The 26,252-nt window shown below is 73.2% G+C and carries 24 protein-coding genes; 9 read left to right on the forward strand and 15 right to left on the reverse strand.

The window, feature by feature from the left end; genetic code table 11:
* The first annotated feature begins 195 nt into the window (after positions 1-195).
* Entirely contained in the window at positions 196-408 is a 213-nt protein-coding gene (locus tag ACIG5E_RS07440) for a hypothetical protein (RefSeq protein WP_396532190.1), read from the forward strand.
* A gap of 125 nt (positions 409-533) precedes the next feature.
* Here ACIG5E_RS07440 and ACIG5E_RS07445 read toward each other — a convergent pair whose 3' ends face one another.
* The 4 genes from ACIG5E_RS07445 to ACIG5E_RS07460 form a co-directional block, all read right to left on the reverse strand.
* Positions 534-1,190, reverse strand: coding sequence for a response regulator (locus tag ACIG5E_RS07445; protein WP_396532281.1), 657 nt, complete (start codon positions 1,188-1,190; stop codon positions 534-536).
* 77 nt (positions 1,191-1,267) lie between these two features.
* Positions 1,268-2,464 (reverse strand): sensor histidine kinase, encoded by a 1,197-nt coding sequence (locus tag ACIG5E_RS07450; RefSeq protein WP_396532191.1) that lies wholly within the window; start codon positions 2,462-2,464, stop codon positions 1,268-1,270.
* Positions 2,455-3,495 carry a hypothetical protein gene (locus ACIG5E_RS07455; protein ID WP_396532193.1) on the reverse strand — a complete coding sequence of 347 codons (1,041 nt, stop codon included), beginning with the start codon at positions 3,493-3,495 and terminating at the stop codon, positions 2,455-2,457. The genes ACIG5E_RS07450 and ACIG5E_RS07455 overlap by 10 nt, the downstream gene beginning before the upstream one ends.
* Positions 3,496-3,577: 82 nt before the next feature.
* Entirely contained in the window at positions 3,578-4,120 is a 543-nt protein-coding gene (locus ACIG5E_RS07460; RefSeq protein ID WP_396532194.1) for a GNAT family N-acetyltransferase, read from the reverse strand.
* Positions 4,121-4,408: 288 nt separating this feature from the next.
* On the opposite strand from ACIG5E_RS07460, the gene ACIG5E_RS07465 reads away from it, so the two are divergent.
* The 4 genes from ACIG5E_RS07465 (at position 4,409) to ACIG5E_RS07480 (ending at position 10,278) form a co-directional block, all read left to right on the forward strand.
* Entirely contained in the window at positions 4,409-5,551 is a 1,143-nt protein-coding gene (locus tag ACIG5E_RS07465) for a CaiB/BaiF CoA transferase family protein (protein WP_396532282.1), read from the forward strand.
* 2 nt (positions 5,552-5,553) lie between these two features.
* Complete coding sequence (locus ACIG5E_RS07470; protein ID WP_396532195.1) at positions 5,554-6,696, forward strand: acyl-CoA dehydrogenase family protein; 1,143 nt, start codon at positions 5,554-5,556, stop codon at positions 6,694-6,696.
* Positions 6,697-6,791: 95 nt separating this feature from the next.
* Positions 6,792-8,006, forward strand: coding sequence for an acetyl-CoA C-acetyltransferase (locus tag ACIG5E_RS07475; protein ID WP_030281483.1), 1,215 nt, complete (start codon positions 6,792-6,794; stop codon positions 8,004-8,006).
* Positions 8,007-8,088: 82 nt separating this feature from the next.
* The gene (locus ACIG5E_RS07480) at positions 8,089-10,278 is read left to right on the forward strand and encodes a 3-hydroxyacyl-CoA dehydrogenase NAD-binding domain-containing protein (RefSeq protein ID WP_396532196.1); all 2,190 of its coding nucleotides are present in this window, start codon (positions 8,089-8,091) and stop codon (positions 10,276-10,278) included.
* A gap of 58 nt (positions 10,279-10,336) precedes the next feature.
* On the opposite strand, the gene ACIG5E_RS07485 is transcribed toward ACIG5E_RS07480, so the two are convergent.
* The 4 genes from ACIG5E_RS07485 to ACIG5E_RS07500 all read right to left on the reverse strand — a co-directional run bounded on the left by ACIG5E_RS07485 (position 10,337) and on the right by ACIG5E_RS07500 (position 14,832).
* On the reverse strand, positions 10,337-11,095 hold the full coding sequence (locus ACIG5E_RS07485) for a MerR family transcriptional regulator (protein ID WP_396532197.1): 759 nt from the start codon (positions 11,093-11,095) through the stop codon (positions 10,337-10,339).
* Between the two features lie 265 nt (positions 11,096-11,360).
* A complete protein-coding gene (locus ACIG5E_RS07490) occupies positions 11,361-12,407 on the reverse strand; it encodes an isopenicillin N synthase family dioxygenase (RefSeq protein ID WP_396532198.1) in 1,047 nt (348 codons plus the stop codon).
* 371 nt (positions 12,408-12,778) lie between these two features.
* Complete coding sequence (locus tag ACIG5E_RS07495; RefSeq protein ID WP_270148094.1) at positions 12,779-13,426, reverse strand: response regulator transcription factor; 648 nt, start codon at positions 13,424-13,426, stop codon at positions 12,779-12,781.
* Positions 13,378-14,832, reverse strand: coding sequence for a histidine kinase (locus ACIG5E_RS07500; RefSeq protein WP_396532199.1), 1,455 nt, complete (start codon positions 14,830-14,832; stop codon positions 13,378-13,380). The genes ACIG5E_RS07495 and ACIG5E_RS07500 overlap by 49 nt, the downstream gene beginning before the upstream one ends.
* Before the next feature lie 271 nt (positions 14,833-15,103).
* On the opposite strand from ACIG5E_RS07500, the gene ACIG5E_RS07505 reads away from it, so the two are divergent.
* Together ACIG5E_RS07505 and ACIG5E_RS07510 are read left to right on the forward strand one after the other, a co-directional pair.
* Positions 15,104-15,817, forward strand: coding sequence for an ABC transporter ATP-binding protein (locus ACIG5E_RS07505; protein WP_396532200.1), 714 nt, complete (start codon positions 15,104-15,106; stop codon positions 15,815-15,817).
* 5 nt (positions 15,818-15,822) lie between these two features.
* The gene (locus tag ACIG5E_RS07510; protein ID WP_396532283.1) at positions 15,823-18,204 is read left to right on the forward strand and encodes an FtsX-like permease family protein; all 2,382 of its coding nucleotides are present in this window, start codon (positions 15,823-15,825) and stop codon (positions 18,202-18,204) included.
* 163 nt (positions 18,205-18,367) lie between these two features.
* Here ACIG5E_RS07510 and ACIG5E_RS07515 read toward each other — a convergent pair whose 3' ends face one another.
* Positions 18,368-19,129 (reverse strand): MerR family transcriptional regulator, encoded by a 762-nt coding sequence (locus ACIG5E_RS07515; RefSeq protein WP_396532201.1) that lies wholly within the window; start codon positions 19,127-19,129, stop codon positions 18,368-18,370.
* Between the two features lie 209 nt (positions 19,130-19,338).
* Positions 19,339-20,250: a LysR substrate-binding domain-containing protein gene (locus tag ACIG5E_RS07520; RefSeq protein WP_396532284.1), complete on the reverse strand. Its 912-nt coding sequence runs from the start codon at positions 20,248-20,250 to the stop codon at positions 19,339-19,341.
* Positions 20,251-20,391: 141 nt separating this feature from the next.
* Between ACIG5E_RS07520 and ACIG5E_RS07525 the strand changes: the two genes are divergently transcribed.
* Entirely contained in the window at positions 20,392-21,303 is a 912-nt protein-coding gene (locus ACIG5E_RS07525) for a DMT family transporter (protein WP_396532202.1), read from the forward strand.
* 8 nt (positions 21,304-21,311) lie between these two features.
* On the forward strand, positions 21,312-22,667 hold the full coding sequence (locus tag ACIG5E_RS07530; protein WP_396532203.1) for an MFS transporter: 1,356 nt from the start codon (positions 21,312-21,314) through the stop codon (positions 22,665-22,667).
* Here ACIG5E_RS07530 and ACIG5E_RS07535 read toward each other — a convergent pair.
* The 5 genes from ACIG5E_RS07535 to ACIG5E_RS07555 all read right to left on the reverse strand — a co-directional run bounded on the left by ACIG5E_RS07535 (position 22,582) and on the right by ACIG5E_RS07555 (position 26,198).
* Positions 22,582-22,962, reverse strand: coding sequence for a hypothetical protein (locus ACIG5E_RS07535; RefSeq protein WP_396532204.1), 381 nt, complete (start codon positions 22,960-22,962; stop codon positions 22,582-22,584). The genes ACIG5E_RS07530 and ACIG5E_RS07535 overlap by 86 nt on opposite strands.
* Positions 22,963-23,131: 169 nt before the next feature.
* Positions 23,132-24,247 carry an SUKH-4 family immunity protein gene (locus tag ACIG5E_RS07540; protein WP_396532205.1) on the reverse strand — a complete coding sequence of 372 codons (1,116 nt, stop codon included), beginning with the start codon at positions 24,245-24,247 and terminating at the stop codon, positions 23,132-23,134.
* Between the two features lie 228 nt (positions 24,248-24,475).
* Entirely contained in the window at positions 24,476-24,601 is a 126-nt protein-coding gene (locus ACIG5E_RS07545; RefSeq protein ID WP_396532206.1) for a hypothetical protein, read from the reverse strand.
* 294 nt (positions 24,602-24,895) lie between these two features.
* Positions 24,896-25,486: a DinB family protein gene (locus ACIG5E_RS07550; RefSeq protein WP_396532207.1), complete on the reverse strand. Its 591-nt coding sequence runs from the start codon at positions 25,484-25,486 to the stop codon at positions 24,896-24,898.
* A 139-nt stretch (positions 25,487-25,625) separates the two neighbouring features.
* Positions 25,626-26,198: a dihydrofolate reductase family protein gene (locus ACIG5E_RS07555; RefSeq protein WP_396532208.1), complete on the reverse strand. Its 573-nt coding sequence runs from the start codon at positions 26,196-26,198 to the stop codon at positions 25,626-25,628.
* Positions 26,199-26,252: the final 54 nt, after the last annotated feature.

Raw genomic sequence — 26,252 nt, forward strand, 5'->3', positions numbered from 1 at the left:
CCCGCGGCCCCCCGGCCGCGCCGTCACCGCGGGGGGGGGGGGGGGGCGGGGGGGGGGCCGGGGGGGGGGGCGCGCCCCCGGGGGGGGGGGGGCCGGGGGGGGCGCCCCCCCCCCCGCCCGGCTCGTCGGCGGAGCAGCCGGTGGAAATTCGTCGCACCGCTCCCAACCTCCGTGCGCTGCAGTACCATCGGCGATATGCCTGCGCTCAACATCGAGTACACGGAGCACGAACTCGCCGCGATCCGCGAGGCCGCCGCCGCGGACGGCAAGAGCGTGAAGGCGTACGTCCACGATCTCAGCGTGCGGGAGCAGCAGCGGCGGGTGTTCGTGGACCACGCGGTGGCATTGTGGAAGGACCACCGGGCGGAGTTCGACGCCGCGTTCCCGGGGGACGCGCCCGCTGCGTGAGCCGCGGGGAGCGGCCCGGTGCACTGCGCCCGGGCGGGCACGACCGCCGCGTACCCGAGCGGGAAGGCCTGCCAGAGCGGGATGTCCTTCCAGGCCACCGCGTTACGCGGGGCTGTTCCGGCGGTTCAGCCCGGGAGCACGAACCCCGACTCGTACGCCGCGATCACCGCCTGGGTGCGGTCCCGGGCGCCCAGCTTGGCCAGCACGCTGCCGACGTGCGTCTTCACCGTCTCCTGGCTCACCACCAGCTGCCGCGCGATCTCACCGTTGTTCAGTCCGGTGGCCATCAGCCGCAGCACCTGCCCCTCCCGCTCGGTCAGCCGTCGGATCGGCCCCTGGTCCGCGGCCGCCTCCCGCCGGCCGTCCGCGCCGTGCCGCAGCGCGAGTTCGCGCACGGCCGCCGGGAACAGCAGCGAGTCCCCGCGCGCCACCAGCCGCACCGCCTGGACCATCTCCTCCGCCCGTGCCCGCTTCAGCAGGAACCCGGCCGCGCCCGCGCGCAGCGCGTCGTACACGTGGTCGTCGTGCTCGAAGGTGGTGACCACCAGGATCCTCGGCGGCTCGGCCATCCCGCCGAGCAGCTGCTCGGTGGCCCGGATGCCGTCGATGCCGGGCATCCGGACGTCCATCAGCACCACGTCCGGGCGCAGCTCGCGCACCAGCGGGACGACCTCGGCGCCGTCGGAGGCCTCGCCAACCACGCAGAGGTCGGGTTCGGCGTCGATCACCACCCGCAGGCCCATCCGGACCAGCCGTTCGTCGTCCGCGATCACCACCCGGATGCTGCCCGGCCCGCTGCCGCCGTTCCCGCGCTCGTGCTCGTTATTCGCGTGCCCGTTCTCGTTCTCGTGCTCGTTGATCATCCCGCAGTCCCTCCCACCGGCAGCCACACGGCCAGCCGCCACGTCGTCCCGTCCTCGCTCGGCCCCACGGCGCTGCCGCCGCGCAGGGCCGTCGCGCGTTCCCCGATCCCGCGCAGCCCGCGCCCGCCGCCGGGGCGGCTCGGGCGGGCCGGGCCCAGCGGGTTGGTCAGTTCGATCTCCAGCCGGCCCGCGTCGAGCGCGACCCGCAGCCCGGCCGGGGCGGGCCCGGCGTGCCGCAGCACGTTGGTCAGGCCCTCCTGCACGATCCGGTACGCCTCGCGGGAGACCTCGGCCGGCAGCGCGCCCAGGCCGGGCGCCAGCTCGGCGTCCACCGTCACGCCGGTGCGGGCGAGTTGGCGCAGCAGGTCGTCCAGCCCGGCCAGGGTGGGCCCGGCCGGTCCGGCGCCGGCGTCCTCCTCCTCGCGCAACAGCCCGAGCACGGTGTCCAGTTCGGCGACGGCCCCCCGGGCGGTCTCCTCGATCGCCCGCAGTGCCTCGGCGGCGAAGTCCGGGTTGGTGCGCAGCACCCGGGCGGCGGCCGTGGCCTGGATGCCGACCGCGCTGAGCGCGTGCCCGACCGAGTCGTGCAGCTCGCGGGCCAGCCGGTTGCGCTGGGCGAGCACGGTGGCCCGCCGCTCGGCGGCGGCCAGCCGCTCCTCCGGGGTCGGGCCGAGCAGGGCGGGCGCCCAGCGGGCCAGCAGTGAACCGCAGGCGGCGCTGGCTCCGACGATCAGCAGCAGCACGGCCAGGCCCAGTGCCGGGCCGGTGAACATCCAGCCGGGGAAACGGTCCGTCCAGTACTCGGCGAGCTCCTCGCCCCCGGCGAAGCCGAACAGCAGCACCACCCCGAACGGCACCCCGGCCAGCGTCATCCCGGCGACCACCCCGCCGGAGAACAGGTGCAGCACGAACCAGAGCACGGTGCGCCACCGGGCCGCCCAGGACCGGGCCGGCCCGGTGGCCAGCTCCTCCGGCCGCGCCACCGCGCACAGCGCCCGGGCGGCCGCCCCCTCCAGCCCCCGGACCGTCGGCACCAGGGCGGTGACCGCGGCCATCGGCAGCGAGGTGAACAACGCGAGGATCTGCAACAGCAGTTGGCGCGCGTGCCCCTGATCGGGATTCAGCGCCCCGAGCGCCACCACCGACAACAGGTAGTACGGCATGAGCAGCGCGCCGCCCAGCACTAGGTGCACCCAGCGCAGTCGGGCCCGCCGCCCGAACAACGCCTCTCCCGCCCGCCGAATCCGGCCGCCCCCCGTATCCACCCGGGTGACTCTACGACAGCGCCGCGCGCCGCGGCCGCCCGTTCGACCAGCGCCACCGCGCAGACGGCCAGCATCAGCACGGCGGCCACCACCTGCGCGGCCTGCACCAGGGCCAGCAGTCCGGTCGTCTCGGCCGCGGTGGCGCCGTAGGCCACCAACTGCCAGCAGCCCCAGCCGAACAGCGACCCGGCAGCCGTCCACACCACCAGCAGCGGCGCGCGCAGCGGTCGCCGGGGCCGGACCCGGAACACCAGCATCAGCAGCCCCGTCGACGCGGCCACCGCCATCACCGCCGTCACGGCGTCCATCACCGCCGGGCCCCTGGACCGGTCCTGTGCCAGCGCGATCGGCAGCCCGGCCGTGCCGCCCGCCGCCCAGTACGCCCGGGCCGCCGCGACGCCCAGCCCGAGCAGCGCGGCGACGCAGGCCAGACTGCGCTGCACGGTCAGGGTGGGGGAGTGCGGCAGGTCGCCGGTCCTCGCCCGGAGCAGCTCGGCCCAGCGCTGCCGGGTGTACAGGACGAAGGCGGTGATCAGCGCCAGCCCCTGGACGGCGAAGCCGCCGTACACCACGGGGAAGACCCACCCGCCCAGGCCGTTGCCGTTGTCCTGCGGCGTGCTCCGCTCGGGCCCCAGCAGCAGGATGCTCAGCAAGTACAGCGGCAGCGCCACCAGAATGGTGCCGAGCAGCCCGGTCGCCACCCACATCGGGAAGACCACGAGTCCGGCCGGCGCCCGCCGTCCCCACGGCCGGACGAAGGCCAGCGCCAGGGCCACGGCGATGGCGTCCATCCCGACGGTCAGCAGGTTCACCAGCCACAGTTTGTCCATCACGCCGGGATCGTCCGACCCCACGGGATGTCCGGTCAGCCACAGCGCCTTGAGCGTCAGGTACGGCCCCGTCGCCGCCACAGCGGTCCACGCGGCCGCGGCCCGTACCCGTCCTTCATCGATCCTCATGCCCCCACGCTGCCGCCGCGCCCCGGTCCGCGGCCTCCGCCCTGGGCGCGATCTCCCTCCCCCCGGCGGGGGATCTGCGGGCCTACGCCATCCGGTGGATCAGCCGGTCCTCGTGGTCCACCCGCCCGTCCGGGTCCGCCACCAGCCCGAGCCGCTCGGCGAGCCGGCGCGAGGGCAGGTTGTCCTCCCGGATCAGCGCCGTCACCGGAATCCCCGGGAACCGCGGCAGCGCCTCCGCCATCGCCGCCCGGCACGCCTCCGCCGCGTACCCCTTGCCCCAGGCGGACGGCCGGAACCGGTAGTACAGGTTGAACACCGGCTCCCCGTCCAGGCTGTGCAGGAACAGCCCGGCGATCCCGATGATCACCTCCGGTTCCTCCCGGGTCGACACGGCGCAGTACCCCACCCCGTCCCGCGGCCAGTCCGCCACGAACCCCGCCAGCTGCTCCCGCGCCTGCGCGATGTCCCGCTGCGGCCCGTACGGGTTGTACCGGTTGGTCTCCGGATCCCCGTGGATCGCGAACATCGCCTCGGCATCCCCCTCCTGCGGCCGCGTCAACACCAACCGCTCGGAAACGGCGACGATCGCCCGCCCGGTGATGACGGCCTGCTCAGCGGTGGTCATGCTACTTCCCCCGATGTCGTACGTAATGGGTCGCTCGCACGATAGACCATTACGTCGCCACCCGTCCGCCCAATTTCCCGCCGGACCGGCTCGCGCCGGTTCATCGAGGGTTGATGGAGGGGTGATCGGGGACGCGAGACCGGGGGTCGAGGTCTTGTTACCGGCGGGTTGCTTCCCTATCATCACGAGTGTTACAGCTTTACTGTCAAACCCCGAAGGGTTCTGCAGCCAGTGGGTGACACGAGCAGTCCGGCGGGCCGTGCCGGTGGTCCGGGGCCGTTGGCGGGTGTGCGGGTGGTCGAGCTCGCCGGGATCGGGCCGGGGCCGTTCGCGGCGATGCTGTTGGGCGATCTCGGGGCGGACGTGGTGCGGGTGGACCGTCCCGAGCCGTCGCCGCTCGGGACGGATCCGGCGTACGACCTCAGCAACCGGAACAAGCGGTCGGTGCTGGTCGACCTCAAGTCGCCGGAGGGGCCCAAGCTGGTGCTGGACCTGGTCGAGCGGGCCGACCTGCTGATCGAGGGCTACCGGCCGGGGGTGGCGGAGCGGCTCGGGGTGGGGCCCGAGGCGTGTCTGGCGCGCAATCCGGCGCTGGTGTACGGGCGGATGACCGGCTGGGGGCAGCAGGGGCCGCGCTCCGCCACCGCCGGGCACGACCTCGGCTACGCGGCGGTGGCCGGGGTGCTCGGGCTGGTCGCCTCACCGGGAGGGGCCGACGCGGCGCCCGGCATCCCGGCGAACCTGCTCGGCGACTACGCGGGCGGCTCGCTCTACCTGGTCGTCGGCCTGCTGGCCGGGCTGCACCATGCCCGTGCCACCGGCGCCGGTCAGGTGGTCGACGCCGCGATCGTGGACGGCGCGGCGCACCTCGGCAGCATGCTGTGGGGGCTGCTCGCGGCCGGCCACTGGCAGGACCGCCGGGGTGTCAACCTGCTGGACGGCGGTGCGCCGTTCTACGCGATCTATCGGGCGGCCGACGGCGGGCACCTCGCGGTGGGCGCCCTGGAGCCCCGGTTCTACGCCGAGTTCGCCCGGCTGCTGGAGCTGGGCCAGGATGCGCCCGGCCAGTACGACCTCGCCCGCTGGCCCGAACTGCGGGCCCTGATCGCCGCCCGCTTCGCCACCCGGGCCCGGGCCGAGTGGGAGGCCGTCTTCGCCGGCTCGGACGCCTGCGTGGAACCAGTGTTGACGATGCGTCAGGCGGCCGGTGAGGCACACCTGTTGGCGCGCGGGACGTACGTCGAGGCGGACGGCGTGACCCAGCCGGCCCCCGCCCCGCGCTTCTCCGCCACCCCGGGTGCGCTGCGCCGCCCGCCGGCCCGGCCGGGCGCGGACACAGCGGCGGTGGCCCGGGACTGGGCCGTTCCGTCCCTCGGTGCCGCAGCCGCCGACGCAGAATCATCCGACTCCGCAGCAGAGCAAGGAGAGTAGCGTTGCAGCGCGAGATCTTCACCGAGCAGCACGAGGACTTCCGGGCCACCGTGAAGGCCTTCCTCGCCAAGGAGGTGCTGCCGCACTACGACCGCTGGGAGAAGGCCGGCATCGTCGACCGCTCTGTCTGGCTGGCGGCCGGCCGGCAGGGCCTGCTCGGCATCGCCGTGCCGGAGGAGTACGGCGGTGGCGGCGCCCCGGACTTCCGCTACGCCGCCGTGCTGGCCGAGGAGTTCGCCCGGGCCGGCGCCTCCGGGCTGGCGATCGGGCTGCACAACGACATCATCGGCCCGTACCTCACCTCGCTCGCCACCGAGGAGCAGAAGCGCCGCTGGCTGCCCGGCTTCTGCAGCGGCGAGCTGATCACCGCGATCGCGATGACCGAGCCCGGCACCGGCTCCGACCTGCAGGGCATCCGCACCCAGGCGGTCGACCGCGGCGACCACTACCTGCTCAACGGCGCCAAGACCTTCATCTCCAACGGCATCCTGGCTGACCTGGTGATCGTGGTCGCCCGCACCACCCCCGAGGGCGGCGCGCGGGGGCTGAGCCTGCTGGCCGTCGAGCGCGGCACGTCGGGTTTCGAGCGCGGCCGCAACCTCGACAAGATCGGCCAGAAGGCCCAGGACACCGCGGAGTTGTTCTTCGAGGACGTTCGGGTGCCGAAGGAGAACCTGCTCGGCGAGCTCAACGGCGGCTTCGTCCACCTGATGCAGAACCTGGCCCAGGAACGGCTCACCATCGCCGCCGCGGCGATCGCCGGTGCCGAGTACCTGGTCGAGATCACCACCGACTACGTCAAGCAGCGCGAGGCCTTCGGCCGTCCGCTGGCCAAGCTCCAGCACGTCCGCTTCGAGATCGCCGAACTGGCCACCGAGTGCGCGATCACCCGGACCTTCGTCGACCGGTGCATCACCGAGCACAACCGCTACGCGCTCACCCCGGCGGACGCCTCGATGGCCAAGTGGTGGGCCACCGAACTGCAGAAGCGCACGGCCGACCGCTGCCTCCAACTCCACGGCGGCTACGGGTATATGAGCGAGTTCCCGGTCGCCCGGGCGTTCACCGACGGCCGCATCCAGACGATCTACGGCGGTACCACCGAGATCATGAAGGAGATCGTCGGGCGCTCCATCCTCGACTGAGCCCGCTCCGGTGCTCCCCGCCGCTCTGGTACTCCGGCCCGCTCCGGCACCCCAGGACCCTCAGGAATCCCCCTGCCCCGAAAGGCATTCCCATCGTGACCACCGAAGCGTACGTCTACGACGCGATCCGCACCCCGCGCGGCCGCGGCAAGGCCAATGGCTCGCTGCACGGCACCAAGCCGATCGACCTGGTCGTCGGCCTGATCCACGAAATCCGCCGCCGCCACCCCGAGTTGGACCCGGCCGCGATCGACGACATCGTGCTCGGCGTGGTCTCTCCGGTCGGCGACCAGGGCTCCGACATCGCCCGGATCGCCGCCATCGCGGCCGGCCTGCCCGACACCGTGGCCGGCGTCCAGGAGAACCGCTTCTGTGCCTCCGGTCTGGAAGCCGTCAACCTGGCCGCCGCCAAGGTCCGTTCGGGCTGGGAGGACCTGATCCTGGCCGGCGGCGTGGAGTCGATGTCCCGGGTGAAGATGGCCTCCGACGGCGGCGCCTGGTTCGCCGACCCGATGACCTCGTACGAGACCAACTTCGTCCCGCAGGGCATCGGCGCCGACCTCATCGCCACCATCGAGGGCCTCTCCCGTACGGATGTGGACGCCTTCGCCGCCGAGTCCCAGGCCCGCGCCGCCAAGGCCCAGGCGGACGGCCTGTTCGACCGCTCGGTGGTGCCGGTGCGCGACCGCAACGGCCTGGTCGTGCTGGAGCGCGACGAGTTCATCCGCCCAGGCACCACCGTCGAGACCCTGGCCGGTCTCAAGCCCTCCTTCGCCGCGATCGGCGAGGCCGGCGGCTTCGACGCCGTCGCCCTGCAGAAGTACCACTGGGTGGAGGCCATCGACCACGTCCACCACGCGGGCAACTCCTCGGGCATCGTGGACGGCGCCGCCCTCGTCGCGATCGGCAACCGCGAGGTCGGCGAGCGGTACGGGCTGCGCCCGCGCGCCCGGATCGTCTCCGCCGCCGTCTCCGGCTCCGAGCCGACCATCATGCTCACCGGCCCCGCCCCGGCCACCCGCAAGGCGCTCGCCAAGGCCGGTCTCACCGCCGCCGACATCGACCTGGTCGAGATCAACGAGGCGTTCGCGGCGGTCGCGCTCCGCTTCATCCGCGAACTCGGCTTCCGGCACGACCAGGTGAACGTCAACGGCGGCGCGATCGCCCTCGGCCACCCGCTGGGCGCCACCGGCGCGATGCTGCTCGGCACCGTCGTCGACGAGCTGGAGCGGCGCGACCTGCGCTACGGCCTGATCACCCTGTGCGTGGGCGGCGGCATGGGCGTCGCCACCATCGTCGAGCGCGTCTGAGCCCACCCGTCGCCCGCCGCCACCCTTCTCGGGACACGCTGCGCGTGGCACCTCCCCTGGTAGACCTGGAGACCTTCAACTCATGAGCGACACCACCACCATCCGCTGGGAGCAGGACCAGGACGGCGTGGTCACCCTCGTCCTCGACGACCCCACCCAGTCCGTCAACACCATGAACGAGGCCTTCACGGCCGACTTCGAGGCCGTGGTCGAGCGACTGGCCGGCCTCGCCTCCTCCGACGCGCTGCGCGGGGTCGTGATCACCTCCGGCAAGAAGACCTTCTTCGCCGGGGGAGACCTGCGGATGCTCTCCGCCGCACGCCCCGAGGACGCCGAGGCCGTCTTCGAGAAGTCCATGCGGATCAAGCGCTCGCTGCGCAAGCTGGAGACCCTCGGCAAGCCGGTCGTCGCCGCCGTCAACGGCAGCGCGCTCGGCGGCGGCCTGGAGATCGCCCTCGCCTGCCACCACCGGATCGCGCTGAACACCCCCGCCAGCCGGATCGGCCTGCCCGAGGTCACCCTCGGCCTGCTGCCGGGCGGCGGCGGCGTGGTCCGTACGGTCCGGCTGTTCGGCATCACCGACGCCCTGCTGAAGTACCTGCTGCAGGGCCGCCAGTACCGCCCCGCGCAGGCGCTGGAGCACGGACTGGTGCACGAACTGGTCGACACCCCCGAGGAGTTGACCGCCCGGGCGAAGGCCTGGATCGAGGCCAACCCGACCGCCGTCCAGCCCTGGGACGTCAAGGGGTACAAGATCCCCGGCGGCACCCCCGCCACCCCCGCGTTCGCCGCCAACCTGCCCGCCTTCCCGGCGAACCTGCGCAAGCAGCTGAACGGCGCCCCCTACCCGGCGCCGCGCAATGTGCTCGCCGCCGCGGTGGAGAGTGCCCAGGTCGACGTCGACACCGCGATGGTGATCGAGGCCCGCTACTTCACCGAGCTGGCCTGCGGGCAGACCAGCAAGAACATGATCCAGGCGCTGTTCTTCGACATGCAGGCGGTCAACTCCGGTGCTGGGCGCCCCAAGGACGTCGAGAAGCGGTTGGTCCGCAAGGTCGCGGTGCTCGGCGCCGGGGTGATGGGCGCCGGCATCGCCTACGCCTGTGCCAGGGCCGGCATCGACGTCGTGCTCAAGGACGTCAGCGTCGAGGCCGCCGAGCGCGGAAAGGCCTACTCCGAGGGGCTGTTGAACAAAGCCATCGCCCGCGGCCGCTACACCGAGGCCAAGCGCGACGCCCTGCTCGCCCGGATCACCCCCACCTCCGAGGCCGCGGACCTGGCCGACTGCGACGCGGTGATCGAGGCCGTCTTCGAGAACACCGAGCTCAAGCACAAGGTGTTCCAGGAGATCGAGGGCGTGGTCGCCCCCGACGCGCTGCTCTGTTCCAACACCTCCACCCTGCCGATCGGCGTGCTCGCCGAAGGCGTCCGGCGCACCGGCGACTTCATCGGCCTGCACTTCTTCTCGCCGGTCGACAAGATGCGCCTGGTCGAGATCATCCGCGGCCCGCAGACCGGCGACGAGGCGCTCGCCCGCGCCTTCGACCTGGTCCGGCAGATCGACAAGACCCCGATCGTGGTCAACGACTCGCGCGGCTTCTTCACCTCGCGGGTGATCGGCCAGTTCCTCAACGAGGGCGTCGCCATGGTCGGCGAGGGCGTCCACCCGTCCTCCGTCGAGCAGGCCGCCGCCCAGGCCGGCTACCCCGCCAAGGTGCTCTCCCTGATGGACGAGCTCACCCTCACCCTGCCGCGCAAGATCCGCGACGAGTACCGGCTCGCGGTCGAGGCCGCCGGCGGCACCTGGACGCCGCACCCGGCGGACGCGGTGGTGGACCGGATGGTCGACGAGTTCGGCCGCCCCGGACGCAGCGGCGGCGCGGGCTTCTACGAGTACGGGGAGGGCGGCAAGCGCGGCCGGCTCTGGCCGGGGCTGCTGGAGCACTTCTCGCAGGAGGGCGCCGGTTCCGGGTCCGAGGTGCCGTTCGAGGACCTCAAGGAGCGGATGCTGTTCAGCGAGGCGCTCGACTCGGTGCGCTGCCTGGAGGAGGGCGTGCTGACCTCGGTCGCCGACGCCAACGTGGGCTCGATCCTGGGCATCGGCTTCCCGGCCTGGACGGGCGGCGTCTTCCAGTACATCAACGGCTACCAGGGCGGCCCGGCCGGCTTCGCGGCGCGCGCCCGCGAACTCGCCGCCGCGTACGGCGAGCGGTTCGCGCCGCCGGCGCTGCTGGAGCGGATCGCGGCGGAGGGGCGGACCTTCACCGACTGACCCGGGGGATCGGGCCCGAGCCGGCGCCGGGCCGGATCGGGCCCGAGGCCCTGGTGGATCAGGGTGAGGTCGTGCCCCGCACGGCCTCGCCCAGTTCCTCGCCCAACTCCTCCCGCAACGACCGCTGGAACGCGGTGACCAGCGCCTGCGCCACCATCGGCTGGATGTGGTCGGTCAGCTCCTTCATCCGGGCCAGCTCCGCAGGGTCCGGCTCGCTCTCCCGGTACGGCTTCCACACCGTCTCCCGGAACAGCCGCTGCAACTCCCGCGCCGTCGCCCGGCTGTGCTGCAGCACCACCGCGCGGGCGGCCAGCAGCGTCTCCAACGGGATCGGCACGTCCAGGATCCGTACGCCCAACGGCAGTAGGCCCGGGTCCGCCCGGAACACCTCCGGGTCGGCCGTCCGCTCCAGCGCGCCCATCGCGACCAGGCGTTCCACCTGCTCCTCCGACAGCCCCCGACCGGCCCGCCGCTCCAACTGCGCCCGGCCCACCTCCTCGGCCGCCTCCGGCGTCCAGGACGCCACCAGCGCCCGGTGGATCGCCAGGCCCAGGGGTGTGCTGTCCTCCGGCAGCCGCGCCAGGTACCGCTCGATCGCGGCCAGCGTCAGCCCCTGCCGCTGCAACTCCTCGATCAGCCCCAGCCGGTCCAGGTGCGCCGCCCCGTACAGGCCCACCCGCCGTGGCCCCAGCTCCGGTGGCGGCAGCAGGCCCTTCGTCCCGTAGAACCGCACGGTCCGCACCGTCACCCCGGCCCGCGCCGCCAACTCGTCCACCGTCAGCCGCACCTCGCCCACCCCTGCGCCGTGCTCCCCCATCTGCTGCCTCCCGCGCTGGCACACTCCTGCTGTGACAGCAGCAGTGTGACAGTGCGCTGCGGTCAGGTCCATCGGGTGGCCTGGTGGCCTGGTGGCTTGGGGGCTGAGCCGAGCCGGCGGGGGCTGGAACGTGCGAACCGGCACGCGCCCCGGTGTGCGGGGTGCGTGCCGGTTCGGGTGCCGGATATCGGTGCTCAGCTGCTGGCTACCAGTGGTCGCCGTTCGCCGCTCGGTGCTCGCCGTCCGCCGCTCGGTGGGAGGCGGGTCAGGCGAGGGCGGCGTGGTGGCGGCGGGTGACCTCGGGGTGGGCCCGGGTGTAGCCCTTCCACTCGTTGAAGCCGAAGTCGGCGAAGAGCGGGTTCGCCGGGTCCTCGGTGGCGCCTGGGGCGTGGTGGGCGAGGGGGAAGTCGAGCGGCTCGATGTGGGCGTCGAGGCGGGGGTTGTAGAAGAACGGGACGGAGTAGCGCTCGCGGGCTCCGGCGGGGCTGACCACGCGGTGGCTGGTGGCCTTGAGGTAGCCGTCGGTGGCCACTTCCAGCAGCTCGCCGAGGTTGACCACGAAGGCGCCGTCGAGCGGGGGGATGTCCAGGAAGGTGCCGTCCGGGCGCTCGACCTGGAGGCCGCCGACGGTGTCCTGGAGGAGCAGGGTGATGAAGCCGTAGTCCTTGTGGGCGCCGACGCCCTGACCAGCGCCGTCCGGGGCGGTGCCGGGGTAGCGAACCAGCTTGAGGCGCAGGTGGGGGTGGCCCGCGAAGGCGTCGTCGTAGAAGTCGGGGCGGGCGCCGATCGCGGTGAGGAGTTCGTGCAGCAGGCGGCGGGCGACCGTGCCGAGGTGGTCGATCCAGCCGAGCGCGGCGGTGCGCAGCTCGGGGAGCGCGGTCGGCCACTGGTTGGGGCCCTCCAGCCACCAGTACGGGGGCTCGCCGCTGCCGGGGGTGTGCGGGGGCAGTTCGGCACCGATGTCCAGCTGGTCGCGCCAGTCCTGGCTGCCGCCGGTGCGCTCGTCGCCGGTACGGGTGTAGCCGCGGTAGTGCGGGGAGTTGAGGTTGCTCACGGCGAGCCGGTCGGCCTCGGGGAGGGCGAAGAAGGCGCGCATGGCTCCGGTGAGCGCGGCCGTTTCCTCCGGGGTGACGCCGTGGCCGACGAGCTGGAAGAAGCCGACGCCGGTGGCCGCGGCGCGGAGCTCGTCGTGCAGTCGGAGGCGATCCTCCGGGGTGCCGTCGGCGAGCGACAGGTCGATCACCGGGAGGGCCTCGGGGTGCGCCTCCGGGGTGGAGCCGGTTCCGGATATGGGCGTGTGCTGCTGCGTCATGTGTGACATCCGCTGGTCTCGTCCCGGCTGGTCCCGGTGGTCGACCAGGGATGGCCGGAGCCGCGCCTGGTGCGGCGGGTGCTCCGGTAGCCGGGAGGTGATGGCGGCCGCTCGGGGCCGCCGTGAGGGTGGGGGCGCGAGGTTCAGCCGGAGCGTCGACAGGACATGCTGGTCACGCGGAGCAGGTCCACGTGACGGCGGCGAACAAGGATGAGCACCCCACCACCCTAAATGACCCGTTCGGTGGCGGGCGAGCCCCCTGCCGCGGAGGGCCAGCTTTAGCTTGTCCGTGGTCCATCAAGACGTGGGGTGTGTGGTGATCGGCGGCTCCCTTCCAGGGGTGTCGAGGCATTCAGGGGGTGTCGAGGTCTTCAGGCGTTGTTGAGGTAGGCCAGGACGGCCAGGACGCGTCGGTTGTCGTCATCGGACGGCTGGAGGTCGAGCCGGACGAAGATCGACGCGGTGTGCTTGGCGACTGCCCGCTCGGTGATCACCAGCTGCTGGGCGATCGCCGCGTTCGAGCGGCCCTCGGCCATCAGCCCCAGCACCTGCCGCTCCCGGGGGGAGAGGGTGGAGACCGGGCCGGCCGAGGAGTTGTGGGTGAGCAGTCGGGTGATCACCTCCGGATCCATCGCGGTACCGCCCTGGGCGACCCGCCGGACGGCGTCCAGGAACTGCGCGCCGTCCAGTACGCGGTCCTTGAGCAGGTAGCCGATTCCGCCGGAGCTGCCGGCCAGCAGCTCGCGGGCGTACAGCTGCTCCACGAACTGCGAGAGCACCAGCACCGGCAGGCCCGGGTGAGCCTGCCGGGCCGCCAGCGCCGCGCGCAGCCCCTCGTCCGTGAAGCTCGGCGGCAGCCGCACGTCGACCACGGCGATGTCGGGCCGATCGGCAGCCACCGCGGCGAGCAGCTGCTCGCCGTTCTCGACCGCCGCGGTGACCTTCATGCCGTTGGCCTCCAGCAACCGAGTCAGCCCGTCCCGAAGGAGGAAGAGGTCTTCGGCGATGACAACGCGCACGGGATCTCCAGGTTCACGATGGTCGGACCACCGGACGGGCTGCTGATCGCGAGCACCCCGTCGAAGGCGGCCAGTCGGCGTTCGGTTCCGCTGAGGCCGGTTCCCCGGGACGGTTCGGCGCCTCCGCGCCCGTCGTCGGTGACCGATATCCGCAGCAGCCCGTCACTGTGCCCTATCTCGATCCATACGTGCGAGGCCTCAGCGTGTTTCACCACATTGGCCAGCAGCTCACTCACCGCGAAGTAGGCGGCCGACTCCACCGGAGCCGGGGCCCGGCCGGGCAGGCCGCCGGTGAAGGTGACCGGCAGCGGCAGGTCCAGTGCGGTCGCCTCGACCGCGTCGGCCAGGCCGCGGTCGGCCAGCACCGGTGGGTGGATGCCCCGGACCAGGTCCCGCAGCTCGCCCAGCGCCTTCACCGAGGACGTCCGGGCCTCGGCCAGCAGCGGCCCGAGGGCGTCCGGGTCGTGCTTCACCTGCTCGGCGACGGTCAGCAGCATGCCCAGTGCCACCAGCCGGGCCTGCGCCCCGTCGTGGAGGTCCCGTTCGATCCGGCGCAGTTCGGCCGCTCCGGCGTCGATGGTGTCCGCCCTGGTGCGCGCCAGGTGGTTGACCTGACGGGTGAGTTCGGCCTGCCGGGAGGGCCCGAGCAGCGACCGGGCGGCCTTCTCGTGAATCCGCAGGACGGGTGGGGCGGCCCACAGGATGGCGAACGGGGCCACCCAGATGCCCATGCCGTAGACGAGAAACAGCGGGAAGAGCAGTCCGTTCCGGCCGAAGATCTCCATGGCGATCGGGGTCAGCAGCACGATCGCGGCGGTGAACAGCACGGCGAAGCCAGTGAGGAACGCCCAGGCGAGGTCCCGCCAGATCGCCGGGTCGGTCAGCCAACCGCCGGACCGCAACCGGTGCCAGGGGCCGAAATCGCCGTCCGGGCGGCGGTACGGTTCCGGGACCGGCCGCCCGCTCCACCGGTCGACGACCCGCCGGCTCTCGGTCGCGATCCAGCGTGCGCCGAACAGCCCGAGCACCAGTAGTGACGGCGCCAGCCAGAGCGAGACGGACCGGTCACCGGGTGCGGCGCCGCCGTACAGGTGGGTCGCCGTCACCGCGAGCGCGCCCGGGGCGAACAGCGCGGCCCCGACCGCCCGGCCGCCGCCCCCGGTGGCCCAGCAGAGCGCCCAGAGGGCGACCGGCGCCAGCGGCACGAGCAGGATCAGCGGCCCGCCGGGGGAGGAGAACGGCCGGGACTCGTCCGGGCCGAACAGCGCCGAGGCCAGCAGGATCGGCCCGGCCAGCAGCGAGACCAGCCCCGTCACGGCCAGCGTCACCACGTACCAGGCGCGCACGCCGTCCACACAGGCCCGGCCCACCCGCCGGGCCACCCTGCCGATCGCTCCGGCCCTCATGTGGCACCCCCTCCGTCCTGAGCCCCCGACCGGGGGCTCGAAGCCTTGGTCCCGGAGCCCCGTGGGCCTCGGTTCCGATCTTTCGCTGGGTCAGTCTGCCCCGCCTGCAAGTCCGATGCTCTAGGCCTGAACACCCAGTTCGAGGTGTATCTGGATACACCCCCGGGACGCCGCCTAGACGGCTGTCTGCACCCGGCCGCGGATTCGTAGCGTGATGTTCCGTCAGCCGGCCCGGGTCCCCCGGTGCCGGACCCCGAACAGTGGAGGGCCCGTGAACGCGCCGATCATCAGGATCCGCGGCGTCAGCAAGACGTACGACCGATCCGACAGCGCCCGTCCCGCCCTGGCCGGACTCGACCTGGAGGTACGGGCCGGCGAGGCGCTGGCCGTGCTCGGCCGCTCGGGCAGCGGCAAGTCCACTCTGCTGAACCTGATCGCCGGCCTCGACCGCCCGAGTGAGGGCGGCGTCGAGGTGGACGGCGTGGCCGTCCACGAACTCGGTGAGGCCGCGCTGGCCGAGTACCGGCGGACACGGATCGGCATGGTGTTCCAGTTCTTCAACCTGCTGGACGACCTGAACGTGGAGGACAACGTGCTGCTCCCGGCCCAACTGGCCGGGATGCGGCGGGAGCAGGCCAGGGCCCGGTCCGGGGAGCTGCTGGAGCGGCTCGGGGTGGCCCGGCACGCCAAGGCCTTCCCCGGCCGGCTCTCCGGCGGTGAGCGCCAGCGCGTCGCGGTTGCCCGGGCGCTGATGAACCGCCCGCCGCTGCTGCTGGCCGACGAGCCGACCGGGGCGCTGGACACCGCCTCCGCCGCCGACGTTCGCGACCTGCTCCGCGGGCTCAACGCGGAGGGCCAGACGATCCTGCTGGTCACCCACGACAACGCGCTCGCCGAGGCCTGCGCCGACCGGACGATCGAACTGCTCGACGGCCGGCTGGTCCGGGACACGGCGGCCGTGCCGGCGCCGGGGGGCAGTCGGTGAGCGCGATGAGCAAGGTGGTCCGGGCCGGGGTCGGCCGCAAGCGTGTGCAGACCCTGGTCATGGTGCTCACCACGATGATGTCCGTGACGGCGTGCATCCTCGCCCTCGGGTTGGTGGTCGCCGCTCAGGGCCCGTACGAGCGCTCCTTCGCCGACCAGCACGGCGCGCACCTCAACGTGCTGTACGACCAGACCAAGGCGAGCCCCGCCCAGCTCGCCGCGGCCGCGCACGCGCCCGGCGTGACGGCCTCGGCCGGTCCCCTCCCGGCCGTGACCGTCCAGCCGCGCTCCGGCCCGGACACCAAGATCCCGCCGGCCGGTAGCCTGCTGCCGCCGATGACGTTGGTCGGCCGCACTCAGAACGGCCCGATGGACGACCTGCGGATCACCAAGGGCCGCTGGATCGCCGGTCCCGGCGAGGTGGTGTTCCTGGACGGGCACTCCCCGCTGGCCGTCGGCGACAGCGTGCAGTTCCCCGACCTGCCCGGCCATCCGACGCTCAAGGTCGTCGGCCTGGCCGCTTCGGTCTCCTGGAGCGCGGACGGCTGGGTCGCCCCGGAGCAGGTGGCCGGGCTGACCGCGCCAGGCACGACGCCCGCCGCCCAGTACCTCTACCGCTTCGCCCACGCCGGCAGCGACGCCGAGACGGAGGCCGACCACGCGGCGATCGCCGCCGCGGTCCCGAACGGCGCGATCACCAAGGCGACCACCTACCGGCCCGCCCGGCAGGAGGCCAACCGGACGGCCTCGACCTTCGTCCCGTTCGTCACGGCCTTCGGAGTGCTCGGCCTGGCCATGTCGGTGCTGATCATCGGCGTCGTGGTCAGCGGGGCGGTGAGCGCCGCCACCCGGCGGATCGGCATCCTCAAGTCCCTGGGCTTCACTCCGGCCCAGGTGGCGCGCGCCTACGTCGGCCAGGCGCTGATCCCCGCAGGGGTCGGCACCGCGCTGGGCGTGTTCGGGGGGAACCTGCTGTCCGTACCCGTGCTCGGGATGGCCCACAAGGCCCTGCGCGGTGGTCTGCTCGGCATCCCGATCTGGGTGGACGTGGTGGTCGCGGTGGCGGCCCTGGCCGCGGTGGTCGGCACGGCACTGGTGCCGGCGTTGCGGGCCGGACGGCTGCGCACGGTGGAGGCGCTAGCGATCGGCCGGACGGCGCCCGGCGCCAAGCGGGCGGCCGCCGGGGGAGCGGCGAGCGGGGCCGGAGCGGTGGGGCTGCTGTCCCGGGTGCAGAACCTGATCAGCCGACTGCCGGTGCCGCGCGCACTCAGCCTCGGACTGTCGTCCCCGCTGAACCGACCGGGCCGCTCGGCCACCACGGCCGCCGCGGTGGTGCTCGGCACGGTCGGAGTCACCCTCTGCGTCGGTCTGACGCTCTCACTGGGCTCCCTCCAGGACGGGCTGGCGGCCGACCGCGCGGGCAAGGTGATAGTCCAGCCCCCGATCGACGGCTCCAAGCCCGTCGACCACGTGGACGAGGCGGCCGTGGTGAAGGCGATCGAGTCCCGCCCCGGCACCCGGGCCTGGTACAGCAACGTGCCGGTCCCGGCCACCGTGGCCGGGAACACCGGACGCTCCGAGGTGGTCGCCTTCGCCGGCGACGCCTCGTGGAGCGGCTTCCAACTGGTCTCAGGCCGCTGGTTCCACGGCCCCGGCGAGGTGGCGGTCAGCGCGACCTTCCTGCGCACCAACCAGAAGAAGGTCGGTGACACCGTCACCCTCACCGACCACGGGCGCGACACCCCGGCGAAGATCACCGGCGAGGTCCTGACCACCGAGGACGTGGTGTTCCTGGACCGGTCCACGCTGGAGCCGCTCGGTGGCGCGATCCACGCCGAGGCGATCTCCTTCCACATCGACCTCACCCCGGGCACCGACGTGAAGGCCTACGCGGACGGGTTGGACACGGCCGTCTCGTCGATGGGGCTGAGCGCCGACCCGGGCGAGGATCACATCAACATCGTGGTGCTGGCGATGAACACCCTGGCGGGCACGCTCACACTGCTGCTCTCCGTGGTGGCCGGGCTCGGGGTGCTCAACACGGTGCTGCTGGACACCCGGGAGCGGGTGCACGACCTCGGGGTGCTCAAGGCACTCGGGATGTCGCCCCGGCAGACCATCGGCATGGTGCTCACCTCGGTCTGCGGCAGCGGACTGGTGGCCGGACTGATCGGGGTCCCGATCGGGATCGCGGTGCACCACCTGGTGATGCCCGCGATGGCCCGCGCCGCCGGGATCGGGGTGCCGGACGTGGACCTCACGGTGTTCGCCCCGTCGGTGGTGGGGCCGCTGATACTCGGCGGCCTGGTGCTGGCCCTGGTCGGGGCCCTGCTGCCCGCGACCTGGGCCGCCCGCACCCGGACGGTCACCGCGCTGCGGACCGAGTGACGGCAGGGACGGCGGGACGGCAGGGACGGCAGGGACGGCGGGGCGGACGGCGGGGGATCCGACCACCCGGTCGGCTGACCACCGGGTGACCGGAGGGAGAGGGTGGGCCGCTTCCACCAGGCCCGTCCCCCGGCGGCCGCGTCCGCACCCCGTCCCGCCCGGCTCAGGAGAGCCGTGCCACCGCGTACGCCTCCATGGCGGCGCGCTGGTAGGCGGCCAGCCCCGGCGCGATGGTCTCGTACGCGGCGCGCCACTGCTCGTTCTCCGTGCACGAGCGCGCGATGGCGAGGTACTTCTCCACCGGGACCGTCCGGAGCCCACTGAGCAGCCGGTAGTCCTCGTCGACCATGCGCTGTGCGGGCTCGGCGTCGGCCGGGTGGCCGGCCGCCATCAGCTCCGCCAGGCGGACCATCCGCGCGGTCCGCTCGCGCTGGCCGGCCTCGATCTCGGCTGGGGTCATCGCGGCGGTCGCGCGCCGGGCCGCCTCGGCGTGCTCGGGGAAGTCGCGCAGGCTGGCGTCGACGTCGGCGGGCCGGATTCCCTCAAACAGGTTCTCGGGTCGGTTGATGCTGGTCATGGGCGTGCCGTCCTTCCGGGAGCGTTCCAGGTCGGCGATCGTGCGCGAGACGGTGGTGGCCAGGGCGTCGAGCCGGTCGCGCTCGGCGACCAGTCGGCGGTGGTGGCCCCGCAGGGACTCCAGTTCGTCCACCTGGTCGCCGATGATCCGGGCGATCTCGGCCAGCCCCACGCCCAGTGCCCGCAGGACGAGGATCTGCTGCAGCTGCAGCAACTGCCCTTCCTCGTAGTAGCGGTGGCCGTTGGAGCCGATCCAGGCCGGAGACAACAGCCGGATCTCGTCGTAGTGCCGCAGGGTCCGGGCGGTCACGCCCGACATCCGGGCGACCTCCGCGATCGGCCAGGCCATTGCCGTCTCCTCCCTCTCCCTTGAGTCCTTCGCTTCCAGGCGCTCGGTTCCACGTCCATCGGCGTGCACGTTCGCTCGGGGCCGGTTCCTCCGACCCCGGTCACGACCGTAGAAGCTGCCGCTGCGGCAGCTTCAAGCCCACCGCAGTTACAAGCCCACCGAAGCTTCAAGCCCACCGAAGCTTCAAGCCCACCGCAGCGCCGGGCCGGTTACGGCACCGACGGCACTGCTCCCCGACGTCCTCCTGCCTCCCCCGGCTCCACCGCCGAGCGCAGCGCCTCCACCATGGCCCCGAGCACCGGTTGCCCCCAGGCCCCCTCCCGCACGGCGGCGTGCAGCGTACGGACCGGTTCCGGGCCGCGCACCCGGTGCACCGTGACGCCGGGGTGCCGCTGGGTCAGGCCCAGCTCGGGAAGCAGCGACACCCCCAGCCCCGCCGCGACGAAGCCCTGCGCGGTCAGGTAGTCCGCGCCGTCCACCGCGACCGCCGGGCGGAACCCGGCCGCGTCGCAGGCGTCGTACACGAGGCTCCGGCAGGGGCCGGGCGGTTCGGCGCCCACCCAGGGCTCGTCCGCCAGCTCGGCTAGGTCCAGGACGCGCCGCGCGGCCAGCCGGTGCCCCCGGGGCAGTACGGCGCGGTACGGATCGTCGTGCAGGTGCACCAGCCGCAGGCCGGCCGGGGCCTCGTCGGACCAGAACACCACAGCCAGGTCGGCTCGGCCGTCCCGCACCTCGGTGAGCTGGTCCGTCGGTTCGGTCAGGCCCAGGTCGAGCCGCACGCCCGGGTACTCCCGGCGGAAGGCGGCGACGGCCGGGGCGACCAGGGTGGCTCCGGCCGTGGCGAAGTAGCGGACGGTCAGACTGCCGCTGCGCCCAGCTCGCAGGTCGGCCAGCGCCGCACCCGCCTCCGCGACCTGCCGGTCGATGGCCTCCGCGTGCCCGGCGAGCAGCAGCCCGGCGGCGGTCGGCCGCACGCCCCGCCCGATCCGTTCCAGCAGGGCCGTGCCCGTCTCCCGCTCCAGCGTGGTCACCTGCTGGCTGACGGCGGACGGGGTATAGCCGAGCGCGGCGGCGGCCGCGCTCACCGAGCCGTGGTCGACCACGGCGCGCAGCACCTGCATCCGGCGGACGTCGAGCGAGGCATTCATACAGCTCAGCTTAAACATCATGAAGAACTTTTCGCTTGTGCTACTTGATCCCTCCGCGCGATCGTCGTCCGACACCTCGTCCATCACCGACCGGAAGGGCACCCCGTACTGCGGATGGCCGTCCTCGCCCTGTTCTGGGGCTCGGGCTTCCTCTGGATCAGGATCGCGCTGCAACACGGGCTCACTCCGGTGCAGATCACCGCGCTGCGCGCCGCCCTCGGCGCGGCCGTCCTGCTGCTGCTCGCCCGCTCCGCCCGGCAGCGCCTCCCGCGCGGCGGCGCGCTCTGGCGGCGGCTCGCCGTGGCCGCGTTCTTCTGCAACGCCCTGCCGTTCCTGCTCACCGCGTACGGCGAACGCAGCGTCGGCTCCGGCATGGCCGGGGTGCTGCACGCGACCACCCCACTCTGGTCCTTGCTGATCGGCCTGGCCCTCGGCACCGACCGAGCCGCCGGTACTGAACCCCGTGGCCCGTACCACCCGCTGCGCCTCACCGGCCTGCTGCTCGGCTTTGCCGGAGTGCTGCTGATCCTCGCCCCCTGGCGCGAGAGCGACGGCATCAGCGTCCCCGGGGCGCTCGCCCTGCTCGGCGCGGCAGCGAGCTACGCGGTCGCCTTCGCCTACATGGCCCGGGCACTCGCCGGGACGGGCACCGCCCCGCTCGCCCTCTCCGCCGCCCAGCTCACCGCGGCCGCCGGACTGAGCGCGGTCGCCCTGCCCACGGTCGGCCCGCTGAACCCGTTCAGCGGCGCCGATCCGCTCGGCCTGGCTGCCGTGACCGTCATCGGCGTCGCCTGCACCGGGCTCACCTTCCACCTCAACTACCGCCTGATCGCCACCGAGGGCCCCACCAGTGCCGCCACCGTCGGCTACCTGCTGCCCGTCGTCTCGACCGCGCTCGGCGCCCTGGTCCTCGGCGAGCAGCTGACCGTACGGGCGGTCGCCGGGACGGCCGTCGTCCTCGCCGGAGTGTTCCTGGTGAAGCACCGGCCAAAGCCCCGCACCGCCGTTCCGCTGCCCACCGACTGAAACGGACCATGCGCCCCGACTCCCTCTGGCGGATCCCCGACTTCCGCGTCCTCTTCGCCGCGACCGCCCTCACCCAACTCGGCACCAACGTCGGCTATGTCGCCGTCCCCCTGGTGGCCGTCGCCGCACTCGACGCGGGCCCCGGACAGGCCGGCCTGCTCGCCACCCTGAGCACCCTCGCCTTCCTGCTCATCGGTCTGCCCGCCGGTGCCTGGGTCGACCGGATGCGCCACCGCCGCGTCCTGATCGTCGCCGACCTGGTGAAGGCCGCGCTCTACGCCTCCGTCCCGCTCGCCTGGTGGTTCGGCGGGCTCAGCCTCGGGCAGCTGTACGCGGTCGCGCTGCTCACCGGGGGCGCCACGGTCTTCTTCGACGTCAGCGCGCAGAGCGTGCTGCCCGGGCTGGTCGGGCGCGAGCACCTGGTGGACGCGAACGCCGCCGTGGTCGGCCTGATGGCGGTCGGCAACGTCGCCGGTCGCGGCGCGGGCGGGATGTTGGTCCAACTGCTCACCGCGCCGTTGGCGATCGCCGTGACCGCGCTCAGCCACCTCGGCTCGGCGCTACGACTGACCGCGCTACGCCGCACCCCCGCCCCCGCGACCGACTCCGCCCCAGCGACCGTAGGCCCCACCCCCACCCCCGGCCTCGGCGCACAGATCGCCGAGGGACTGCGGCACGTCCTGGGCGCCCCGGAGCTGCGCGCACTGGCCGTCACCGCCGCCCTCAACAACCTCGGATCGCAGCTGGTCAACACCCTGCTCCCGGTGCTGTTCGTGCAGGAACTGCACCTTCCCGCAGGGGCGTTGGGCCTGTTCTGGGCGGTCGGCGGGGTCGGCATCCTGTTCGGTTCGCGCTGCGCCCGCCCGATCTCCGCCCGGCTCGGCGACGGCCGCACCCTCGCGCTGGCGGGCCTGTGCCTGGCGCCCGCCGGGCTGCTGGTGTCGTTGATCGGCGGCGGGCCGTGGCTGTTCCTGGCCGGGGCAGGTTGGCTGCTGGTCTCGCTGAAGACCGGCATGGACAACGTGCTCGGGGTGAGCCTGCGCCAGCGGATGACCCCGGACCCGCTGCTCGGTCGGATGAACGCCACCTTCCGGTTCCTGCTCTTCGGCGCGCTCGCGGTCGGCTCGGCGGTCTCCGGGCTGTTCGGCGAACTCCTCGGCCTGCACGCCACGCTCTGGCTCGGCGGGGCGGTGCTGGCGACGGCCTTCCTGCCGGTCTACCTGTCCCCGCTGCGCCCCCGCCGCCGACCGGCCGAGGCGCCGGCGGGGGCGAGGCCGGCTACCAGCCCGGACCGGCGCCGTGCCCCGGTTGCCAGTCCAGTCCCGGATTCGGGCGCGGACGAAGGGTGCGCACGAGCGAGTTGACCGACCAGACCACCACGGTCAGCAGCACGTAGAACAGCAGCAGCGCCCAGAACGGGGTGGTGGACAGGCTCTGGTCCTCGAACCGGCACCAGGCGTCCGGCGGTAGCCAGGACGCGCCCGTCTCCAGCAGCCGCCCACCGCCCGAGACCAGGCCGCGCTCGCAGCGCTCCCCGTAGTCCAGCGACCGTACGTACAACAGGGCGTACAGCGTGCCCGCCGAGGCGAGGGAGAGTGCGGCGCTGATGCCGAGGAGCATCGTCCGTCTTCGCCCGGCCGCCGTACGGATGTTCGTCACCGTGGCAGCGTACCGGCGCTTCGGCCCCGGCCGGGCCGGATCACAGCCCGGCACGGCACGGAACAGCGGCACGGCACGGCGGCACGGAACAGCGGCATGGAGCAGCAGCACAGCGGAACGGCACAGCAGCACGGAACAGCGACACGGCCCCGCCCCGCAGCTCAGCAGCTCACCCGAGCAGCCCGCCCAGGTGCCCGTCCTCGGCGAGCAGTCGCCAGGAGCGGCCCGGCGAGGCGAAGGCCTCCGGGTCGACGCCCTCGACCAGCCGGTCCACCACGGTGCTCAGCAGCGACTGCGGGTCGAACACCACCCAGGTGTCCCGGCCCCGGCCGTGCTCCCAGCGCTCCCACTCGGCGCGCAGCCGTGCGTACGTCCACAGCGCGTAGAGCAGGGCGGACAGGTCGCGGTTGAGGTAGGCCTCGGGCTGGCCGTCGTCGTACCAGTCCGGCAGTTCGAGCCGGCCGGTGGCGCCGTCCAGGGCGATCGTGAGGTCGGTCGGCCAGTCCCCGAGCGCGAGGAAGTCCCGCTGGTACGGGCGCTCCTCCTCACCGTCGAAGTACTCCGGGTACGCCTCCGCCATGGTGACCAGCGGCTCCTCGCACACCCCGAACATCGCCCCGCCGAGCGGCAGCCCGACTTCGGTGAGCAGCCGCCGGGTCGGCTCGTGCACCAGGGCGGCGGGCAGCCCCTCCGGCCGGAACCGGTGCACCAGGCCCGCGCCGCCGTCCTCGTCGGTGAGCGCCGCGAGCTCGGCCACCAGTTCCGCGCCGACCTCGTACGCGGGCCCGTCCGGTCCGCCGGGCAGCGCGCCCCAGCCCAGCGTCCGCACCAGCAGTGCCGTCCCCCAGTGCGCGGGCGGGGTGTCGCGCTCGAACAGTCGGGGGTCGATCTCCCGCATCCGCTGCTCGGCCGCCGCCATCACCTCGGCCACCACGGTGGGCCCGCGACGTCCGTCCAGCGACTCCGGCCGCCGGGCCGCCTCGCCCACCGACTCGATCTCCCGCACCAGTGCGGCCAGCGCGGCCAGGTCGGAGGCCAGCCGGTCCCGCCGGGGGCCGCCGTTGCCCAGGTACACCTCGCCGGTGGTCCCGTCCAGCAGCACCAGGTCGCCGATGGCGGCGAAGGGCGTGCAGTAGTCCGTCTCCCCGAGGACGAACAGCCGTTCCGCCCCGGCGGTCGGGAAGGCCCTCAGCGGCCCGCCGTCGAGCGCCCCGAAGTCCAGGAACGCCCCGGCCGCGGGCAGCCCCTCCCGCACCAGGAACTCCCGGCTCCCCTCGTGAACCACCCCGCCCGGCACCCCGGACACCCGCACACACCCCACGTGCCCCACCCTTCGCCGTTCCGTCCCCCTGACCCACCCGACCCTAGCGGGCCGACCCGACAGCGCCACGGGGGGTTTCGCCGGCCGGTGACGGTCGGCAGCCGGCCGGCAGGCGCCACAAGTCGATCAGTAGGTGGCAGCAGGCGGCAGCAGGTGCCACCAGCCGATCAAAAGATGGCACCCCGACCGGCCCTACGGCAGCACCCCCTCCTCCACGTTCCACCGCTCCGGCAGGTCCGCGTCGCAGAACACGCAGACGTAGTGCCCATCCCGGACGATGCCGCACTGTCGGCAGTCCGGGCAGCGGCGGAACACCACGGCCTGGGTGAAGCCGCCCGGATGCGGCAGCCCGAGCCGGTCGAGGGCCGCGGCGACGGCCGGCCAGGAGGCGACGTCCGGGCAGTAGCCGGTGGAGAGGTTGCTGACTGTCCCGACCTCCCAGCCGCACCCGCCACCAGGCCATCTCGACGGCCGTCCCGCTCAACCCGAACTCCCGTAGCTCGCCCAGCAGTTAGCGCGCGGAACCGAGCGGAACCCCGGTCCCGTCTTTGGCCCCTTGCTCCACATCCGTCATGCCCGCCACCCTACGGATTTCCGTATGGCGCCCCGAGGTCAGGCGAGCCCGCCGGCCTGCCGGGCGGCCTGTTCCACGCGGTCGTGGTGGGCCTGCCACCAGGCCGTGTCGCCGGGGGCCGTGTTGGCGCCGTCGGAGCGCTGGCCGGTGGCGCCGTCGATGAGTTCGCGGACCAGATCGGCATGGCCGACGTGCCGGTGGGTCTCGGCGATCACGTGGACGAGCACCCGGTGCAGGGTCTGCTTCGCGCGGTTGCCGAACGGGACTTGGCCGATCGTGTCCAGTGGCAGCGCCGCGATGGTGGCGTCCGAGTGCGCCCAGACCCGGCGGTAGCGTCCGAGGATCTCCTCGGTGCTCTCGTCCGACCGGGCCCACAGGTCCCCGTTCGGTTCGGCGGTGCCGATGATCCACAGCGGGGTCTCTTCGGGGAAGGGGCGTCCGAAGGTCTCGCCGAGGTACAGGGCCTCGGCCCCGGTGACGTGCTTGACCAGCCCCAGCAGGTTGGTTCCGGTGGGGGTGAGCGGCCGCCGGAGGTCGTACTCGGAGAGGCCGTCCAGCTTCCACATCAGGGCGTCACGGGCATCCTGGACGTAGATCTGCAGGTCGTTCTTGTCGTCACTCGTCGTCATGGGTTCAGTCTGTTGACCGCCGGGATCCTGTCCACCGGTTTTGCCGTCCGGCAGACTTGACTGGCCATCAGGAAGAACGGCTGCCCGGTCCCACGCCCGCGATGGGACCGGCGGCCTCCGGCGCGGCGGGAACGCCCGGTCAGCGGACGACGTCGAAGACCTGCTTCTGCAGGCCGTTGCCGTAGACCTCGTGCTCGACCAGCCTCAGCTTCTGGGCGTCCTTGTCCGTGGCGCTGAACAGGCGCTTGCCGGCGCCGAGCAGCAGGGGGTAGACGAGCAGGTGGTAGCGGTCGATCAGGCCGGCGTCCGAGAGGCTCTGGTTCAGGGCGGCGCTGCCGTGGAGGATGATCGGGCCGCCCTCGGTCTCCTTCAGGGCGGCGACCTGGTCGACCGAGCGCAGGATGGTGGTCTCGCCCCAGTTCGGGACCAGGTCGTCCTCGGTGAGGGTGGTGGAGACGACGTACTTCGGCATCGTCTTGTAGCGGGCGAACTCCGCCATGTCCGGCCACACCGGGCTGAACGCCTGGTAGCTGACCCGGCCCATCAGCATGGCGGTGGCCTCCTCCTGCTCCCGTCCCTTGATCTCGTACGCCTCGGGGAGGAACTCGACGTCCTTGAAGGTCCATCCGGAGTTCCGGTAGCCGGGTTCGCCGCCGGGGGCCTCGACGACGCCGTCGAGCGAGATGAAGGCGGTGCTGATCAGGGTGCGCATGAGTGGTTCCTCGGTTCTCGTGGGTCTGTGGATGTCGGGTAGTGCGGGTGTGCG

The sequence above is a fragment of the Kitasatospora sp. NPDC053057 genome, from assembly GCF_044546945.1.
Lineage (GTDB): Bacteria > Actinomycetota > Actinomycetes > Streptomycetales > Streptomycetaceae > Kitasatospora.